We start from the raw sequence: 16232 nt of genomic DNA on the forward strand, positions 1-16232 counted from the left end.
GCAGGCATCCTGGCAAAACCGGCCGGTCGCTCATCTGTTTCCGGTGAGAGTCAGCCGTGCGAGGACGCTTTACTGGATGGTGATGACGCCCTCGATGGCTCGCCATTCCGATGGGGTGATCAGCCGGTGATGGGCGACGCGGACGGAGTGAAGCGGTCCCTCGAGTTCGCGCTCCCAATAGGAGAGGAACCCCTTGAGTTCGGGGAACTCCGGCGCCAGGTCGTAGTCCTGCCAGACATAAAGCTGCAGCAGGCTCGGATGGTCGGGCAGATGATAATGAATCTGAGCCGTGGTCAGGCCATAGCCTTCCATCTGGAGGCGGAACTCCTTGCTGACATTTTCAACCATTCATGTCTCCTTTCGGCGGCCGTCTTCAACCAACTCCCTGAGCGGGCGAGCGGTTCCGGCGCCCGCGATTGCGCCGGCCGCGGATATTTTGTTGGACCGCGGCGGAAGTTCAAGCGGCAGCTCCCGGCGCGAGGCAGAATAACCACGCGATAACAGCCGGTTGGCACTCTCTCAGGGTGAGTGCTAAAATTTTTTGGCCGACCTCTTGAAACCCAAAAATGGCAAGACTAGCTCGATATGCGCGCGCGATGCCTGACAAAGGGTCGCCGCACCCCGCACCGGTCCAATTGCCGGTCCGGTGCGGAGGAACCTCAAACCTGTTTGTCCCAAGAGGAGAACGACATGGCGTTCCGTCCATTGCATGACCGTATCCTGGTCCGCCGCATCGAGGCCGAGGAAAAGACCTCTGGCGGCATCATCATTCCCGATACCGCCAAGGAGAAACCGCAGGAAGGCGAAGTCATCGCCGTCGGTCCCGGCGCGCGTGACGACAGCGGCAAGCTGACCGAACTGGATGTCAGGGTCGGTGACCGTATCCTGTTCGGCAAATGGTCCGGCACCGAGATCAAGCTCAATGGCGAGGACCTGCTCATCATGAAGGAAAGCGACGTGATGGGCGTGATCGAACAGACCGCGCAAGTGAAGAAGGCCGCCTGACGGGTTCTTCGAAAATCCACCAGTCAACGAATGCTGCCTAAATAGAGGAGTGATCCAATGGCTGCCAAAGAGGTAAAATTCCATACCGAAGCGCGCGAGAAGATGTTGCGCGGCGTCGATATCCTGGCCAATGCGGTGAAGGTGACGCTCGGGCCCAAGGGGCGCAATGTCGTCATCGACAAATCGTTCGGCGCGCCGCGCATTACCAAGGACGGCGTCACCGTCGCCAAGGAAATCGAGCTCGAGGACAAATTCGAGAACATGGGCGCGCAGATGGTGCGCGAAGTCGCCTCCAAGACCAGTGACATTGCCGGCGACGGCACCACGACCGCGACCGTTCTGGCTCAGGCGATCGTCAAGGAAGGCGCCAAGGCCGTTGCCTCGGGCATGAACCCGATGGACCTGAAGCGCGGCATCGACAAGGCGGTGGAGGCTGTCGTGGCCGAGTTGAAGGCCAACGCCCGCAAGGTGACCCACAACGACGAGATCGCACAGGTCGGCACCATCTCCGCCAATGGCGACGCCGAGATCGGCCGCTTCCTCGCCGAGGCGATGGAGAAGGTCGGCAATGAAGGTGTCATCACCGTGGAGGAAGCCAAGACCGCCGAGACCGAACTCGAAGTCGTCGAGGGCATGCAGTTCGACCGCGGCTATCTCTCGCCCTATTTCGTCACCAACCAGGACAAGATGCGCGTCGAACTCGAAGAGCCCTACGTGCTGATCCATGAAAAGAAGCTCTCCAACCTGCAGGCGTTGCTTCCGGTGCTGGAAGCGGTGGTGCAGTCGGGCAAGCCGCTGCTGATCATCGCCGAGGATGTCGAGGGCGAGGCGCTGGCGACGCTGGTCGTCAACAAGCTGCGCGGCGGCCTCAAGGTCGCGGCCGTCAAGGCGCCGGGCTTCGGCGATCGCCGCAAGGCCATGCTGGAGGATATCGCCATCCTCACCGGCGGCACGGCGATTTCGGAAGATCTCGGCATCAAGCTCGAGAATGTGACGCTGGAGATGCTGGGCCGCGCCAAGAAGGTGGTGATCGAAAAGGAAAACACCACCATTGTCGACGGTGTCGGGCGCAAGGAAGAGATCCAGAGCCGCGTCGCGCAAATCAAGGCCCAGATCGAGGAGACCACCTCGGACTATGACCGCGAGAAGCTGCAGGAGCGGCTGGCCAAGCTCGCCGGCGGTGTCGCGGTGATCCGCGTCGGCGGCTCGACCGAGGTCGAGGTCAAGGAGCGCAAGGACCGCGTCGACGATGCCCTGCACGCGACCCGCGCGGCCGTCGAAGAAGGCGTGCTGCCCGGTGGCGGCGTCGCGCTGCTTCGGGCCAGCAAGGCGCTCGATGCTGTCCAGACGGACAATGCCGACCAGAAGACCGGCGTCGAGATCGTGCGCCGCGCCATCGAGACGCCCGTTCGCCAGATTGCCGAAAATGCTGGCGCGGAAGGCTCGATCATCGTCGGCAAGCTGCGCGAGAAGAGCGAATTCGGCTGGGGCTGGAACGCCCAGACCAATGAGTTCGGCGATCTCTATGGCCAGGGTGTGATCGATCCGGCCAAGGTGGTGCGCACGGCGTTGCAGGATGCCGCGTCGGTCGCCGGCCTTCTGGTGACCACCGAGGCGATGGTGGCCGAGAAGCCGAAGAAGGAAGCCGCCGCTCCGGCGATGCCCGCCGGCGCCGGGATGGACTTCTGAGGTCCCGGTCAGTCCGCCCGCTCCCCTCGAGGGAGCGGGCATCAGTTGAGGGAGAGAGACATGGATGCAATGGCTGGCCTTGGGCCCGTGCCCGCGCCGACATATCAGGCAAAGGAGTTCCTGGCCTATGAAACCGAATGCCGCAGCGTGCTGAAGCCGCTGCTGGCGGGACTGCTCGACATGGCCGAAGCCGCCGGCTGGAAGCGGCGCACCGCTGCCGCGACCCTGATGTTCCTGGCGGCGAAACAGGTGTCGGAGGAGTCCGAGACATCGGCTAGCGGCTGAACGCCAAAGGGCGGCCAATCACCCTGTCCGCGGCGGGCGCTTTCCGGTATTCGGTCCGCCGCAGGGCCTGCACAATCGAAAGGAGCCACAAGCCATGAATCGCGGGCAGTTTGAAGAACCGGTCACCCTTCTGGTCGGAATGGGCTTTCCGAGGAAGATCGAAAGCGTGATGGAAGCCTACGTGCTGTTGCAGGACTGGCCCGCCGTCAGCCGCAACGGCGCCCATGCCATCGCTCTCAATGCCTGCAAGGCGGGCATCGCCGGTGAGATCGACCCGGAGACGGTGCGGGCGACGCTGGTCACCTTCGCACGCCGCAACGACATATTGCTGCCGGATGCGGTTTCGCCGGCCGCCGCGATGGGCAATGAGATGCATGCGGGGTGAGGCGGCAGGTCCGTCCGATGTGCGGCGATCGGTTCCCGGCTTCGCGGGCGCCGGGAACCAAGCGACGGCCACGCAGGTTGATCAGCGTTGGGTTCCCCGAGGCGAGGCGACGTCATGAGCATCCTGCAAAGCATCAAGAAAGCAGCCGAACAGGTGACCGGTGCCGCAAGACCGGACCGGCAACATGCGGCCGATCTTGTCAGGCCACGAAAATCGAACGAGTTCAGGTTTGGGGATGATGGCCTGGTGCCCAACCATCCGTCCTGGCCGCTGGTGGTTTATCGCGGTGCCGTCACGCTACCGGAGGACTTCGATCCCGCGGCCGTCATGGAGGAGCTTTTCTCGGCCAATGGCTGGGGGGAAAGCTGGCGCAACGGCATCTACGACTATGTCCACTACCATTCGCGCATCCACGAAGTGCTGGGCGTGGCGCGCGGTACGGCGAAAGTCCGGTTCGGCGGCAAGAAGGGACGAACGCTGGCGCTGAAGGCCGGCGATGTCGCGGTTCTGCCAGCCGGCACCGGGCATCAGCGCATCTCCGCCTCAGACGACTTTCTCGTGGTTGGCGCCTATCCGCCATCCGGCACCTATGACGAATGCACGACCGCCGCCGAGCACGCCAAGGCAGTGGCGATGATCCCCAGGGTCGGCCGGCCGCGCAAGGACCCGGTCTACGGAAGCAAAGGCCCGCTGCTGGCGGCGTGGAAGAAAGACTGAATTCGCAGAAGCCCAGGAGAGCAAAACTCATTGGCGCAAGCCCTGCCTCGGCACGAGCGCCCGAGCAGATCGACGCAACAGCATCACATCGGTGGAACGCTCTCGGCTGTTGGAGGTCGGTAGGCGTCGATTGCTTCATTGGACTGATAAACGGAGAGCGCCCGGTTAACGCCGGGCGGGTTCTTTTTCAGTCCAGGCTTCTCCGGGTTGACCACGGCGTGCGGAAAACATGTCCGGCAGCCAGGCGCAAATATTGGGAGCAAAGCATGGATACAGCAGGTGGTGAAGAGATTGCGCCTGCCTCGAAAGGCGGAAGACGCCGGATTATATGGTCTATATTCCGTAGGTCAGGGCAACATAGATCACAGGGATAAGGGCCAGGCAGATCGCCATTCCCACGACAACCGCAATGGCCAAGCGCTCGGTTCGCCTGACAAGATCGGCAATATTGGCGTCGTCACTCAAAGAGACGTGCGGGACCGGAGGCATTTCGGGAACCTGAGCATCATTGTCATTTGCGGGGTGATTGTCGTCGCGGGTAATCGGTCTCTGGGTTGATATCACTGCTTGCCTCGCTCTCAAAATATCCGGCAGTCCAGCTCCATCCGTGAGGGTGGGCGACCGGCAATCGTAACGTGTGGGCAAGACGTTGGGTTGCGCCATAAGACTTCAGTCGGATCATTTCCTGGACCTAAGCCTTGCCGGGGAACGCAATGCAGCGGAAGTCGTTGCTCATCGGTGACAACTCAAGAATAGGAGAGGAGAAAGCCATGGCTGGCGGCCCAACTGTTGTTAATTCTGGAGGTGGCGGCGGCACTGCGGTCGCTATTGTTCTTGCAATCATCGCCATCGTGGTCCTGCTGATATTTACCGGTGTCATCAATATCCATGGCGGTGGAAAGGACATCAACGTGAAGGTTGAAGCGCCAAAGCTGGAAGCCCCGGCCACTTCAGCGCCGGCGAAGCCCGCAGCACCGGCCAATGGCGGCTGATGTGGCGGCAGTAGAGGCCAGAATAGTTCTGGCATTCGCTTCTCAATTCACAACAAAGAAGGACTTGTCATGAAAAGATATCTTGCCGGCGCAGTCGCCGCAGTCGCATTTGTGGGTGGAATTGGCGCTTCCTACGCGGGAGACGTCGTAGTTCTCAAGCCTGAGCAGCAGACGGTCGTTCGCGAATACATCCACAAACAAAAGCTCGCATCGGTCAGCCTGCTCGGTGTCGAACTCAACGTCGGCTCCGCTCTCCCCGACACTGTCGAGCTTCACACAATCGACGTCCCCGACGTCAGGTACAAATATACCGTCGTCGGAGATCATGCGGTCCTGGTGGACCCCGATACACGCAGAGTCGTGCAGATCATCGAGTGATGCCGGTAGTTAGCCCCTCATCGGCAGGGGACGGCCCGCCGTCGCCGCAAATGGCACGGCGGGTTTACTGTTGGGGAGCCACTTCATCCCTATGAATATCGCGGGGGGCTGCGTGTCACCCGCCCAGGTCTGCGGGCAACGCGAGGCGTCATGCCTTGCTTTTGGTCAGGCGCTCGAGCGCATCGACGATCAGGTCGCAGAATTTCGGATGGTCGAGCTTCATCGCCACGGTATGGCGGAAGTCGACCTGCTCGCTTGCCGTGCCGCCGAAATGGTGCATGCCGCCCATCTTCTCGAAATTGCAGACCGTCATGCCCTTGGTCCACCGGCCGGCAATCTCGACGCGGATATCGGCCTTCTCGGTGGTGAAGACGGTCGGGTCGATCATGGCCGCGACGCAGCATGCATCATGGATGGCGGGATACTCGATCTGCAGGAGGCCTCCATGCGTGGTCGCTATGAACTCCCAGATATCGAGGATGAACCTGGCAATCGGGCCGCCGACCGCGCGCACCCTGTTTTGCAGGTCCGGAGTGGCCAGCGCCTGGTGCGTGAGGTCGAGCCCGACCATGGTGACGTCCCAATCGGCGCGGAACACGACGTCGGCGGCCTCCGCGTCGGCATAGACGTTGAACTCCGCCGCCGGCGTGATGTTGCCGCGTGTGTAGGCTCCGCCCATCGCGACGACGCCCTTCACCCGCCCGATGATGCGCGGTTCCTTGCGGATGGCGAGCGCGATGTTGGTGTAGGGACCGACCGGCACGAGCGTGATGGTTTTCGGCTCGTGCGCCATGACGGTGTCGATGATGAAGTCGACGGCATGCCGCTTGTCGAGTTCGAACGAGGCGGGCGGCAGGACGGGGCCGTCGAGCCCAGTATCGCCATGGATTTCGACGGCCAGCACCTGGTCGCCGATGAGCGGGCCGGGTGAGCCCTTCGCCACCGGCACTTTGATGCCGTAGGCGGTGCATACGGCAAGAGCATTAAGCGTGGTGTTCTCGACATTGTGGTTTCCCGAAACCGTGGTGATGCCGAGAAGGTCGATATTCGGGTTCCCCGCAGCGAGCAGGATGGCGATGGCGTCGTCGTGCCCGGGATCGCAGTCCAGGATGATCTTGTCCATGATGGCATCTCCCTTGTCGCCTGCGGCGATTGTTGTCGAGCGGCCCGGATATGCCCGCTACCGCTCCTCGATAATCCGCAAATACGCCGCCGTCACGAACAGCACGATCAGCCCAAACAATATCCGCCTCGCACCTTCCGGCATTTGCAAGATGGTGAGCAGCGTGGTCAGCACGGTGAGGATCAGCGCGCCGATGATGGTGCCGGTGTAACCGCCGCGGCCGCCGAAGATCGAGGTGCCGCCGATGACGGCCGCCGCCACCGAAGGCAGCACCAGCGGCTCGGCGAGCGAGAGCGAAGGGGCCTTGATCAGGCCGATATAGAGCAGGCCGGTGATGCCGGCGAGCATGCTGGAGGAGATGTAGAGCGCTGTTATGACCTGCCAGTACTGGACGCCGGAGAGGCGGGTCGCGCGCTCATTGTCGCCGACGGCGTAGAGCAGGCGGCCGAAACCGGTGCGGGCGAGCGTGAAGACGATGAGGGCGGCCAGCGGCACGAACAGCAGCAGGGCGTTGGGAAAGCCGGAGGTGACGCCGGTGCCGAGCCAGGCGAGGAAGTCGGGGATTTTGGCGCCCGACGCGATCACCGTGCGCTGATAGACCTGCAGGCAGCCGGTGCCGATCAGGCTGGTGCCCAGCGTCATGATCAGCGGGTGGACGCGGAACACGCCGACGCCGATGCCGTTGACGAGGCCGATCAGCACCGCCGGCAGCATCGCCAGCAGGAAAACCACCGCCGGGTCCTGGTTGATGACTTGCGTCGCCATGACGAAGGCGCTCATCGTCGCCACCGTGCCGACCGAAAGGTCGATGCCGCCGGTCAGCATGGTCATGGTCTGGCAGCCGGCGAGGATCGCCAGCGGTATGGCGAATTTGATCGTGTTGGCGATCCAGCGCTCGTTGACGATGCCGGGGCGCAGGATCTGCAGGATCACCACCAGGATGACCAGCAGGATGATCAGCGGGATGAGGGGCCGGTCGGCCATGAAACGCTTCAGGCGGCGGCCGAAGGGAACGGGCGTGATCGCGGTGGTGCTCATGGCTCGGCTCCTGCTCGCGATGGGGTGGTGTTCTGCGAGGGTAGTGCCCTACGGCGCCCCCCTCTGGCCTGCCGGCCATCTCCCCCTCTAGTGGGGAGATTGGATGTCGTGACGGCTTTCGCCAATAGTCGGCGTTGCAAGAATGAGCGAGGCGCCAAAGCTGCCAATCTCCCCCCTTGAGGGGGAGATGTCCGGCAGGACAGAGGGGGGCGCCGTAGAGCGCTGCGCGTCAATTCATGTCCACTCATCATTGCCGCCCCCTCATCGTAATAAACGCGCCGAACATCACCACGGCGACCATGATCAGGCCTTCGATGATGGCGGTGACGTTGGGGTCGATGGCGAGCAAGGTGAGATCGGTGCGCACCAGGCGCAGCACGAAGACGGCGACGATGGGGCCGAGCAGGCCGCCCTTGCCGCCGCCGAGCGCTACGCCGCCCAACACGACCGCGGCGACGCTGGCGAGCAGATAGGGGCCGGGGATGGGCGCGCCGATGCCGGTGCTCATGGTCAGCGCCAGCCCGCCCATGGCCGCGAACAGGCCCGACAACGCATAGGCGATGACCCTGGTGCGGGCGACCGGCACGCCGCTGCGGAACGCCGCCAGTTCGCTCGATCCGATGGCGTAGATGGACAGGCCGAGGCGGGAACGCCGCAGCGGTATCCAGATCACGCAGAGGCAGACGACCAGCACCGGCAGCGCCTTGGGCAGCCAGGCGTCGATGGTATCGGGCAGGCCCGGTATCGGCATGGTGCCCGAGATCAGCGCCTTCAGCCATTCGGCGGCCGCGCCGCCCGGCGCGCCGAGCACCAGAAGGGCAGCGCCCTGCAGCAGGAACAGCATGGCCAGCGTCACCACGATGTCGGGCACACGGGTGACGACGATGAGCAGCCCGTTGAGCGCGCCCAGCACAAAACCCATGGCGAGCACGAAAGGCACCACGAACAGGGCGTATTCCTCCGAGGCGCCGTTCATCATCGAGGCGGCGGTGACGCTGGTCAGCGCCATCATGGCGGCGACCGAGAGGTCGATGCCGCCGGCGATGACGACAACGGTCTGCGCGGCGACGGCAAAGGCGTAGGGTAGCACGGCCCGCGCCAGCGAGCCGAAATCGCCGCTGCCATAGCCGGGCTGGATCAGTTTTGTCGCGATGAACAGAACGATCAGCAGGGCAAACAGGCCTGTTACCCAGCCCTGGCGACGCAGGAAATGGCTCATGGCGTCGCCCCCGGCGCATCGGAGGTGTTGGCGGTGGGATCGGCCAAAATGCCGATATCGGCCTTGGCGCCGCGCGGCAGGCCGTAGGCGGCGCGCATCAGTGCCGGTTCATCCGCTTCCTCGACAGGGAAGACATCGACGAGGCGGCCGCCGAAGATGACGATGACGCGGTCGCAGACGCGCTGCACCTCTTCGAGTTCGGAGGTGTAGAACAGCACCGACTTGCCATTGCCGGCGAGCTCGCGCAGCAGTTTATAGATCTCCTGCTTGGTGCCGACATCGATGCCGCGTGTCGGGTCGAAGCACAGGATGGTGCGGGCATCCGCCGCGATCCAGCGGGCGATGGTCACCTTCTGCTGGTTGCCGCCGGAGAGGCGTTGCACCTCGCCCTGAGCGCGAGTATCGATCTGCAGGCGCTGGATGGCGCTCGCCACCGTGGCGCGCTCCTTGTGCATGGCAATAGGTCCCCAGTTGCGCAGGGCGGCGCTGAAGGGGAGCGCAATGTTCTCGCGCACCGAGCGCTGCATGGCGAGCGCCTCGGACCGATCGCCCGGTACATAGGCGATCCCCGATCGGATGGCGTCGATCGGGTGGGCGAATTTCACTGGGCTGCCGTCGACCTCGATCGTGCCGCCCGATGGCTTGATCGAGCCGGCAAGGGCGGCGAACAGCTCGTCCTGGCCCTGGCCTTCCAGCGCCACCACGCCGGCGACCTCGCCATCCCCGAGGTCGAAGGAGACGTCGCTGAGCTTGGTGCCGGCGCGCAGGTTGCGTACGGCGATGCGCGGGCGGGCAGGGGGGCGGGCCTTCTCGCTGGCGCTGCGGCCGGCGACATGGGTCTTGACGATGCGGCTGCCGAGCATCAGCTCGACAATCTTTTCTTCCACGCCCGGTTCAATGTCGACGACGCCGACGGTTGCGCCGTCGCGCAGCACCGTGGCGCGGTCGCATAGTGCGGCGATTTCGACGAAGCGGTGCGAAATGAAGATCACGGCGCGGCCGGCGTCGCCCTGGCGGCGCACCACCTCCAGCACTTTTTCGGCAAGGTTGGCGGGCAGTGCCGCCGTCATCTCGTCGAGCAGCAGCACGTCGGGCTCGACGGCCAGCGCACGGGCAAGGTCGAGCACGCGCAGTACGGCCAGCGGAATGTCACGCGCGGTGTCGCGCAGGTCGAGGTCAGGAATGCCGAGCTCGCGCACCCAGGCGCGGAACGGCTCGACCGGCGTGCCGGTCAGCCGCAGATTGGACAGCACGTCGAGATCGGGGATCAGCGACGGCTCCTGGTAGACAGGCAAAAGCCCGGCGCGCCGCGCGGCGGCGGGCGAGCGTATGTCGCGCGCCTCGCCACGGATCAGGATGCGGCCCGCATTGGCTGATATGGCGCCGGTCAGGATCTTCACCAGCGTCGACTTGCCGGCGCCATTGGCTCCCATCAAGGCGTGCACCTCGCCCGGCAGGACGGAGAGCGACGCGTTACGCAAGGCGGCAACCGCGCCGTAATTCTTGGCGACGCCCGTGGCGTCGAGGAGGAGATTGGACAAATCGTGTGGTTCTCGGTGAAGCTGTTCAGATGTTTGAAGGAGCTCAATTGCTTTTGACAGGTTGGCACTCTACGAGCCCCCCCTCTGTCCTGCCGGACAGAGGGGGGGCGACGTAGAAGGCCGACCTTCGCATGACGAGGAGGCGACCCGCCGTCCTCGTCACGTAATTCAAACCGCTGCTTACTCCCCCGGGCCCTTGCAGGCGACGATCTGGTCCTTGGTGTAAGTCGTCCAGTCCGGGATCGAGATCGAGACCGGCCATTCCGGGCTGAGCGACGGGTCGGCGGCGGCCTTCAGCTTGGCCTTGCCTTCGTCGGTGGCGTTGTCCCACAGCTGCGGGTCGACCAGCACGGTCTGCTGGGCTGGCTTCTTGCCGTCGAGGATCTGCAGGGCGAGCGTTACACCCGCACCGCCGATCGAGCCGGGGTTGGTGACGGCAGCGCCGACGAGGCCCTTGACCGAGCTCAGCTGGCCGACGAAGCCGGCATTGTCGGCGCCGACGACGGGCACCAGCGGCGCCTGCGATTCGACCAGCGCGTCGACGATGACGTTGTCGATGCCGGAGGTCCAGACGCCGTTGAACGGCGTGCCGGTCGCGAGGAACGACAGCATCTGCTGCTTGGCCTGGTCCTGCTGCCAGCCGGTGAAGACTTCCTGCGCGACCTTCACGTCGGGGAATTCGGCCAGCGCCTTCTTGAAGCCTTTGTCGCGATCGCTATCGGCGGACGCACCGGCTGCGCCGCGCATGTAAAACACCTCGCCCTTGCCGCCCATCTGGCCGAACAGCCATTTGGCGCCGAGATAGGCATATTGTTCCTGGTTGTTGGAAATGATGTAGGCCGACGGTTCGGTGACCGCCTGGTCGACGGCGACGACGACGATGCCGGCCTTGGTGGCTTCTTCCAGGCCGGCCTTGATGCCGGCCGGATCGGCGGGGTTGACGACGATGGCGTCGACCTTGGCGCTGATCAGGTTGCGGATGTCCTCGAGCTGGCCGGCGGCATCGGTGTTGCGGTGGGCGATGTTGAGCTTGGTCACTTCGCCGGAGGCGAGCGCCTGCGCCTTCATGGCGCACACCATCTCTTCGCGCCAGCCATTGCCCTGCACGGTGTTGGAAATGCCGATCGTGTATTTGCCGGCGGCGGACGACACACCCACCGAGGCCAGCAGGGCCGCGCTGGCAAGCAGCGGGACGATGGTCAGATATTTCTTCATTTCAGTCTTCCTCCACATTTGTTTTTCAGTTCAGTTTTAATCCGTTAAGCCGCGCCACTCACAAACAGAGTCAAGTGGCCCGCTATGCCCGTCACTTGACAAAGGGACGCAGCACGTCGCGGGCGAGCAGAAAGCCCCGCTGGACCTGATCGTCGCTGCCTTCAAATCGCCTGTCCTCGTGTTCGATGATGACCGATCCGTCATAGCCGGCGCGATAGAGGCCGGAGAAGAAGCCGCTCCAGTCGACATCGCCCAGCCCCGGCATGCGCGGCACCTGCCAGCCTATGCCGGCTGACAAAATTCCGCGCTCGTACAAACCATCATGATCAATCATCAGGTCCTTGGCGTGGACATGCAGCATGTAGGCGCCGAATTCCCTGATGAAGCGGGCTTGGTCGATCATCTGCCAGACCAGGTGTGACGGATCGAAATTCATGCCGACATCGCCGCCCCAGCTCTCCAGGATGCGGCGCCAGACCTGCGGCGAGTAGGCGATGTTGTGCCCGCCCGGCCATTCGTCATAGCTGAAGATCATCGGGCAGTTCTCGAAGGCGAGTTTTACCCCGTGGTCGCGCGCATGGGCGACGATTTCAGGCCAGACTTTCAGCGCGTCCTGCCAGTTGACGTCGACGGTCTTGGACGCATCGCCGCCGCAGAAGGTGTTGACCACTGAGACACCCATGTTTGCGGCCAGCACGATGACCTTTTTGAGGTGGCCGATGACCGCCTCGCGGTGCGCGGTATCGGGATGCAGCGGGTTGGGATAATAGCCGAGGCCGGAGATGGACATGTTCTTTTCCGCCAGCGCGGCGGCAATCTCTTTTGCCTGCGAGGCCGACGTGCCGGCAGCGTCGATGTGGCTGGTGCCGGCATAGCGGCGGGTCGCGCCGGAGGTTTTCGGCCAGCAGGCGATTTCCAAGGCCTCGAAGCCGACGGAGCTTGCCCAGCCGGCGACCTCGCCAAGCGGCGTCTCCGCGAACGGTGCGGTGAGCAGTCCAAGTTTCATCATGCCTCCCCTGACCGCGAACCCGCGATCGATGCCTATAATGCCGATTGTTTGGATCGCTTCAACCTCGCGACCTCGTCTTGTTCGAGACTGTGACGGACTGCCGCCATCGGATCGTCCGACATCAGTTCGCCAAGCGCCGAAGCCGCGGCCTGCCGGAACGTCTCGTTTGCGGCAAGGTCGGGATCGAAAATCGTGTCGATGGCCAGGATGGCGGAAGCCAGAGCCGGCGCATCGTTGCCCGTCGCGTCGGCTATTGCCGCGACCTTGCCGGCATAGGGATCCGACACCGGCCAGCGTTTGCCGAAGCGGGCCGAGGCCAGGATCAGATAGGCCATCCAGCCGGCGACCGGCACCGACAAAAAGCCGATGCTGGCCCCCTGGTTCAGCCGGTCGCGGATCGGGTTGAGCAGGCGCTGGATGATCTTCTGCGAGCCATCGGTGGCGATCTGGTGGTTGCGGTGGCGGATGGCGGTGTTGCGCAAGCGGCCGAGGCTCTGGTCGACATAATCCAGCGGCTCCATGCCAGGCACTGGCATCAGCGTCGGCAGCGTTTCCTCGACCAGCATGCGCCTGACGAAGACCGACAGCAGCGGGTCGGCGATGGTATCGAATGTGTGTTCCAGCCCTGCCAGTACGCCGAGCGTGGCGAGCGTCGTCTGCGCACCGTTCAGCACCCGCATCTTGAGATGCTCGAAGGGCGTGACATCGTCGACGAAAGTCGCGCCTGCCAGGTCCCAGCGGGGCACGCGGCCGGCGAACTTTTTCTCGATCACCCATTGCCGGAACGGTTCGCCGACGGCGACGGCGGCATCGCGGTAGCCGAACCACTGTTCGACGCTATCGAGGTCGTGCTGCGTCACCGCCGGCGCTATGCGGTCGACCATGGCTGAAGGGAAGGTGGCGTTGGCGGCGACCCAGTCGGTCAGACCATTGCCGCGCCGCTCGGCAAAGCTCCGCACCACATTTTCCAGGATGACGCCGTTGGTCGGAATGTTGTCGCAGGAGAGCAGTGTCAGCTTCCGGCCATGCGTGGCCCGGCGCATCTCCAGCGCCCGTGTGAGGATGCCGGGCACGCTGCGCGGTGTGTCCGGGTTGGCGAGGTCATGGACGATGTCGGGATGGCCGAGGTCGAGTTCACCGCTCGACGGGATGTGGCAATAGCCTTTTTCCGTCACCGTCATCGTCACCAGTTCGATGTCGGGCGAGGCGAGCGCGGTGAGCGCCGGTGCGGCGCTGTCCTGGCTGTCGATCACCTTCACGATGCTGCCGATGATACGCGCCTCGACATGGTCGTTCTCGCGTATCAGCCTGGTGTAGAGGCCGCGTTGCCGGCCGAGCGTGTCGGCGAGGGTGGGCGGGCGGATGTTGATGCCGACAATGCCCCAGCGGTCGAATTGCAACGACAAGAGGTCGTCGGTGTATTCGGCTTGATGGCAGCGGTGGAAGGCGCCGACGCCAAGATGCGCCATGCCGGGTGACAGCGACGCCCGGTCATAGGCCGGTGTCTGGACAATGGCCGGAAGCCGGCCAAGCAAGGCCGGTCCGAGCGTTTCCAGCGATGCCGAAGCGGCGTTCACCGGTTCGCCCCGATCACCGACTGCTCCTGGTCGATCACCGCACCGGTCATCGGCCCGGCCGCGTCGGAAAGCAGGAATACGGCGAGGTTGGCGATATCGTCCGGCTTGAGTAGCCGGCCAAAGGGCTGCGCGGCATTGGCGGCGTCGAGCCAGCCCGGGCCGTTGCCCAGCGTCTCGGCCTGCATGATGCGTTCGGCCGGGGTGTCGGTCCAGCCGACATTGATGCCGTTGACGCGGATGCGGTCGAAGCGGTGGGCGTTGGCGGCATTCTTAGTCAGCGTCGCCAGCGCGCCCTTGGTGGCGGAATAGACGGCAAGCTCCGGCGAGCCGCAATGGGCGTTGATCGACAGGATGTTGACGATCGCCCCGCTTTGGCCGCGCTTCTTCATGTCGCCGATCGCCGCCTGCATCAGGAAGAAGGGTGCGCGCGCATTGACCGCGAACAGCGCCGCCCAGTCGTCCAACGACGCGTCGAGAAAGGAGGCGCGGTCGGTCAGACCGGCGGCGTTGACCAGGCCGTCGATGCGGCCGAAGTGGTCGATGCAGGCCTGCGCCAGAGCGGCGGGGGTTGCCGGATCCTCCAGGTCGGCGGCGACGAAGAGCGTCGGCGTACCCAATCGCGAAAGCTCCGCCGCCACGGCATTGCCGCGCTTGCTGTCGCGCCCCGTGATCAGCAGGCCAGCAGCGCCGGAACGCGCCAGCGTCTCGGCAATGGCGCGGCCGATGCCTTGCGTCGACCCGGTGACCAATATCACCTTGCCGTCGAGCCTGGTCTCCATTCCTCCTCCCGGAACAAAGTTTCTATTTTTTGAAATATGGAACGATAATTCCCGCTAGTCAATTGTGCCAGCAGCGCCTCATGTGCCGCGGCGCGCGGCGACGCCTTGGACCAGCGCCATGCCGACCGCCAGCGATGCCGCCAGCGAGCGGAAACCGGCGAAGTCGGATTCCACCACCTCCAGCCAGCTGTCCGAGAGCCGGATCAGCGGCGAGAAGGTGCTGTCGGTGATGGTGACGATGCGGGCGCCGCGTTCGTGCGCCACCGCGACGAGGTCGGGCGTGATCGAATTGTAGGGGCTGAAGGACACCGCCAGCACCGCATCCTGCCTGCCGATGCAGCCGACCTGGTCGAGCGCGGTGGAGCCGACATTGTCGACCAGCACATTGCGTACGCCTTGCTGCGAAAGCGTCAACGACAGGTAGGTGGTGACGGAGAAGGCGCGCTTGGAGCCGATGACGTAGATCAGGTCCGCTTGTGCCAGCGTTCCCACCATCTTCTCGAAGCTTTCGACATCGAAGCCGCTTTCGATGCGGCCGAGCGAGGCCTGCGAGGCGGCGACCATGCCGTGCAGGAAATGCAGGGCAGCGTTTGGCTCGGTCTCGGCGCGCTGCTCGCCGCGTCCTTCCGGCCAGGATCCCTTGATGTGGTCCTTGAACAGACCCTGGAAATCGGAAAAGCCGGAATAACCGAAGATCTGGGCAAAGCGCACCAGCGTCGAGGGCTGCACGCCGGCCTGCGCCGCCACCTGGGCGATGGTGCCGAACGCCACCTCGCTCGGATGCTGCCACAGGAAGATCGCCACCTGGCGCAGGCGCTTGGGAAAATGCACCGTGCCGGAAGACAGCACGGCGCGCAGCTCCTCATAGTTTCGCGGCTGTATATAGCCAAGCGCCGCCAGGGAACGCCCGCGCTTGCGCGTCGCGGCCTCCTCGGCACTCGATCGTCCGGATGGTTTTCTCGCCCCGCTCATGAATTCAGGCTAGCGCGATACGATCGTTTTACAATATGGAAATTGGAAATCCTGTTCGAAGCGATGTCTTGGAGAGGGATGTAAACGGTTCAAAGTGGGCGCTCTACGAGGCCCCCTCTGTCCTGCCGGACATCTCCCCCTCAAGGGGGGAGATCGGACGTCGCCTATGCTTTCGCCAACCATGAGCGTTGCAGGAAGGGCGCCGCGATCAACGCTGCAAATCTCCCCCGATGAGGGCCCGTTGCGCAATATTGCGGGAGGCTTGTTGTGAGGATTGAGGGCGGCCATTTTCGTTGCTTTGGAGGCTT

The 16232-nt window shown here is 64.0% G+C and carries 17 protein-coding genes; 7 read left to right on the top strand and 10 right to left on the bottom strand.

The window, feature by feature from the left end; genetic code table 11:
* Nucleotides 1–69: 69 nt before the first annotated feature.
* Nucleotides 70–348 carry an usg protein gene (locus FJ434_RS28285; protein WP_027146349.1) on the bottom strand — a complete coding sequence of 93 codons (279 nt, stop codon included), beginning with the start codon at nt 346–348 and terminating at the stop codon, nt 70–72.
* Between the two features lie 342 nt (nt 349–690).
* On the opposite strand from FJ434_RS28285, the gene FJ434_RS28290 reads away from it, so the two are divergent.
* The 7 genes from FJ434_RS28290 to FJ434_RS28320 all read left to right on the top strand — a co-directional run bounded on the left by FJ434_RS28290 (nt 691) and on the right by FJ434_RS28320 (nt 5451).
* A complete protein-coding gene (locus FJ434_RS28290; RefSeq protein WP_015316962.1) occupies nt 691–1005 on the top strand; it encodes a co-chaperone GroES in 315 nt (104 codons plus the stop codon).
* A gap of 57 nt (nt 1006–1062) precedes the next feature.
* Nucleotides 1063–2694 carry a chaperonin GroEL gene (gene groL, locus FJ434_RS28295; RefSeq protein ID WP_140509470.1) on the top strand — a complete coding sequence of 544 codons (1632 nt, stop codon included), beginning with the start codon at nt 1063–1065 and terminating at the stop codon, nt 2692–2694.
* 60 nt (nt 2695–2754) lie between these two features.
* Complete coding sequence (locus FJ434_RS28300) at nt 2755–2979, top strand: hypothetical protein (protein WP_140752770.1); 225 nt, start codon at nt 2755–2757, stop codon at nt 2977–2979.
* A 94-nt stretch (nt 2980–3073) separates the two neighbouring features.
* Nucleotides 3074–3364 carry a DUF982 domain-containing protein gene (locus FJ434_RS28305; RefSeq protein WP_140509472.1) on the top strand — a complete coding sequence of 97 codons (291 nt, stop codon included), beginning with the start codon at nt 3074–3076 and terminating at the stop codon, nt 3362–3364.
* Nucleotides 3365–3478: 114 nt separating this feature from the next.
* Nucleotides 3479–4081 carry a cupin domain-containing protein gene (locus FJ434_RS28310; RefSeq protein WP_140509475.1) on the top strand — a complete coding sequence of 201 codons (603 nt, stop codon included), beginning with the start codon at nt 3479–3481 and terminating at the stop codon, nt 4079–4081.
* A gap of 713 nt (nt 4082–4794) precedes the next feature.
* Nucleotides 4795–5073, top strand: a complete 279-nt coding sequence (locus FJ434_RS28315) for a hypothetical protein (RefSeq protein WP_246678422.1) — start codon at nt 4795–4797, stop codon at nt 5071–5073.
* A 69-nt stretch (nt 5074–5142) separates the two neighbouring features.
* Nucleotides 5143–5451 (top strand): DUF1236 domain-containing protein, encoded by a 309-nt coding sequence (locus FJ434_RS28320; RefSeq protein ID WP_140509481.1) that lies wholly within the window; start codon nt 5143–5145, stop codon nt 5449–5451.
* Nucleotides 5452–5599: 148 nt separating this feature from the next.
* Here the strand turns inward: FJ434_RS28320 and FJ434_RS28325 are convergent, their stop codons facing one another.
* From FJ434_RS28325 to FJ434_RS28370, 9 genes are all read right to left on the bottom strand, one after another.
* Nucleotides 5600–6574: a nucleoside hydrolase gene (locus tag FJ434_RS28325; RefSeq protein WP_140752768.1), complete on the bottom strand. Its 975-nt coding sequence runs from the start codon at nt 6572–6574 to the stop codon at nt 5600–5602.
* A gap of 57 nt (nt 6575–6631) precedes the next feature.
* Nucleotides 6632–7612: an ABC transporter permease gene (locus tag FJ434_RS28330; protein WP_140509485.1), complete on the bottom strand. Its 981-nt coding sequence runs from the start codon at nt 7610–7612 to the stop codon at nt 6632–6634.
* A 247-nt stretch (nt 7613–7859) separates the two neighbouring features.
* A complete protein-coding gene (locus tag FJ434_RS28340; RefSeq protein ID WP_140752766.1) occupies nt 7860–8831 on the bottom strand; it encodes an ABC transporter permease in 972 nt (323 codons plus the stop codon).
* Nucleotides 8828–10372 carry a sugar ABC transporter ATP-binding protein gene (locus FJ434_RS28345; RefSeq protein ID WP_140752764.1) on the bottom strand — a complete coding sequence of 515 codons (1545 nt, stop codon included), beginning with the start codon at nt 10370–10372 and terminating at the stop codon, nt 8828–8830. The genes FJ434_RS28340 and FJ434_RS28345 overlap by 4 nt, the downstream gene beginning before the upstream one ends.
* A gap of 180 nt (nt 10373–10552) precedes the next feature.
* Nucleotides 10553–11587, bottom strand: coding sequence for an ABC transporter substrate-binding protein (locus FJ434_RS28350; RefSeq protein ID WP_140752762.1), 1035 nt, complete (start codon nt 11585–11587; stop codon nt 10553–10555).
* A 91-nt stretch (nt 11588–11678) separates the two neighbouring features.
* Nucleotides 11679–12593 carry a sugar phosphate isomerase/epimerase gene (locus FJ434_RS28355; RefSeq protein ID WP_140752760.1) on the bottom strand — a complete coding sequence of 305 codons (915 nt, stop codon included), beginning with the start codon at nt 12591–12593 and terminating at the stop codon, nt 11679–11681.
* A gap of 35 nt (nt 12594–12628) precedes the next feature.
* Entirely contained in the window at nt 12629–14173 is a 1545-nt protein-coding gene (locus FJ434_RS28360) for a mannitol dehydrogenase family protein (protein ID WP_140752758.1), read from the bottom strand.
* Complete coding sequence (locus FJ434_RS28365) at nt 14170–14952, bottom strand: SDR family oxidoreductase (RefSeq protein WP_140752756.1); 783 nt, start codon at nt 14950–14952, stop codon at nt 14170–14172. Before FJ434_RS28365 ends, FJ434_RS28360 begins: the two co-directional genes overlap by 4 nt.
* A gap of 78 nt (nt 14953–15030) precedes the next feature.
* Nucleotides 15031–15924 carry a MurR/RpiR family transcriptional regulator gene (locus FJ434_RS28370; protein WP_140752754.1) on the bottom strand — a complete coding sequence of 298 codons (894 nt, stop codon included), beginning with the start codon at nt 15922–15924 and terminating at the stop codon, nt 15031–15033.
* Between the last annotated feature and the right edge of the window lie 308 nt (nt 15925–16232).

Origin of the sequence: Mesorhizobium sp. B2-5-13 (assembly GCF_006440535.1) — a bacterium.
Taxonomy (GTDB): Bacteria; Pseudomonadota; Alphaproteobacteria; order Rhizobiales; family Rhizobiaceae; genus Mesorhizobium; species Mesorhizobium salmacidum.